The organism is Escherichia sp. E3659 (assembly GCF_005781135.1).
GTDB lineage: Bacteria > Pseudomonadota > Gammaproteobacteria > Enterobacterales > Enterobacteriaceae > Escherichia.
In genome coordinates, this window is sequence record NZ_VATQ01000073.1 from 1 (window position 1) to 1,591 (window position 1,591).

Genomic DNA, 1,591 nt, shown 5'->3' on the forward strand with positions numbered 1-1,591 from the left:
CATCGCGAGCTACGGGCGCAACAACTCATTCACTACATTTAGGCTTGTCCCTTTTGCACAGGACGTATTCTGGATGTTCCCCAGCTAAAAGCTGAAGATATTTAAACTCCACAGGTGTAAGTGCTGTACCACTTACAGTTCCGACAGGTTCTTCCTTGCGACGCCAGGTTCGCGGAGTCATGCTGAATATTTCGGCACATTCTTTCTGCGTCAGACCAATTTTTTGCCGCAGACGTTTGATGTTTTCTGATGTGTTTTCAGTTAACATTTTTTCCTCATTCATTGTTCATTTCCTGAATCATCATAGAAACAATTTCTTTATCATTCTCTCTTAATCCATCTCTGGAAAAGTCTATTGTGTCGAATGCCTTCTCATTAAAAACAAGATCAGCAACAGTTTTCACCGTTGCTTTCGTTTTTCCTAAAGTCGCAGATTTAGAAAAGGTCTTCACCCGTTTCACAAGATGAAACATATTACCTTCTTTATTCAAATAATATTGCCTGTCACCTTTTCGTACCTTCATATTAATATGGTTCCTATTTTAACAGTAAAGGGGCTTATAGCCCCTTTACTTTAACTTTTTCCAACAATCAAATCGACATCTTCCTGGTAAAGCTCTCCAAAACACGGGACTACTCCCGTTTTATAATCGCGGATATTATTGCTATCCGTGAAAATAACAACATAATCCTTGCCTGTTTTTTCATGTTTCAGGCAGATAGTGCAAAGCGTCACACGCGCAACAGAAAACGCATGACCAGTCGTAGAAACGATAACAGGGAAAGTTGATTTTTTCATATTTAACTCCTGCCGCTGGGCGGCTTTGGTGATCGGAGACTACCTCCTTTCGATATGCTGATAATAGGTCATTTCTGACCTATTATCAAGTGTTTTTAAACGAGTTTTATTGAAAATTTATTTTCAACAAATGCCTCTAACATCTTTAATATTTCACTATCGCTTATACCAACTTTACTTCTAAAAGAATCATCCATAAGGTCAATACTTGCGGATATTTCACTTGTATATTCAACGCTCCCGGCAAATCCTGCAATTCCAGCTAATTCAAGAAGCATATGATGATTACGAATATTGATATTACCAATCAGAACTTTCATTTATCCTCCTGATATGGGGGGAATCCCCCCATATTAAAAATTACAATCTGGTTGCAAGTCCGGTTTGTTCGTTAAACAAACATTCCAACTGATCACAATAAACATTATCAAATGTCGATACTTCTTTAACCATTGCTCCTCGAACACGAGAAAAGGTCACCTGGTATGTATCGGAAAAGGTTAATTTAATTTTTACTAAATTAATTCCATTCATTGCAAATTTTGAAGGAAGACGAAAACTAAGACCACATTCACCATCTTCATCAAAATAGGCAAAGTTCTTTGCGCCAGTCATAGCAATGAAGCGATTTCCGCCAAGCTGATTAAGAATTTCAGTAGCAACAAATTTAGCGTAGTTTTCCATTTTTAAACTCCTGCCGCTGAGCGGCTTTGGTGATCAGGGACTATCCCCTCTCGATATGTTTATAATAGGTCAGTTCTGACCTATTTGCAAGTAATTTTTACTCCTGAT

5 protein-coding genes are annotated in these 1,591 nt (G+C 38.0%); all 5 read right to left on the bottom strand.

Annotated features, from left to right (window positions below):
* Positions 1–25 precede the first annotated feature (25 nt).
* Entirely contained in the window at positions 26–268 is a 243-nt protein-coding gene (locus tag FEK47_RS24960) for an XRE family transcriptional regulator (protein ID WP_130261395.1), read from the bottom strand.
* Positions 269–275: 7 nt separating this feature from the next.
* Positions 276–524 carry a hypothetical protein gene (locus FEK47_RS24965; protein ID WP_130261394.1) on the bottom strand — a complete coding sequence of 83 codons (249 nt, stop codon included), beginning with the start codon at positions 522–524 and terminating at the stop codon, positions 276–278.
* A gap of 50 nt (positions 525–574) precedes the next feature.
* Positions 575–799, bottom strand: coding sequence for a hypothetical protein (locus FEK47_RS24970; protein WP_000749828.1), 225 nt, complete (start codon positions 797–799; stop codon positions 575–577).
* A 95-nt stretch (positions 800–894) separates the two neighbouring features.
* Positions 895–1,119 (bottom strand): hypothetical protein, encoded by a 225-nt coding sequence (locus FEK47_RS24975; RefSeq protein WP_000866040.1) that lies wholly within the window; start codon positions 1,117–1,119, stop codon positions 895–897.
* Positions 1,120–1,159: 40 nt separating this feature from the next.
* Entirely contained in the window at positions 1,160–1,483 is a 324-nt protein-coding gene (locus tag FEK47_RS24980; RefSeq protein ID WP_000432877.1) for a hypothetical protein, read from the bottom strand.
* Positions 1,484–1,591 lie beyond the last annotated feature (108 nt).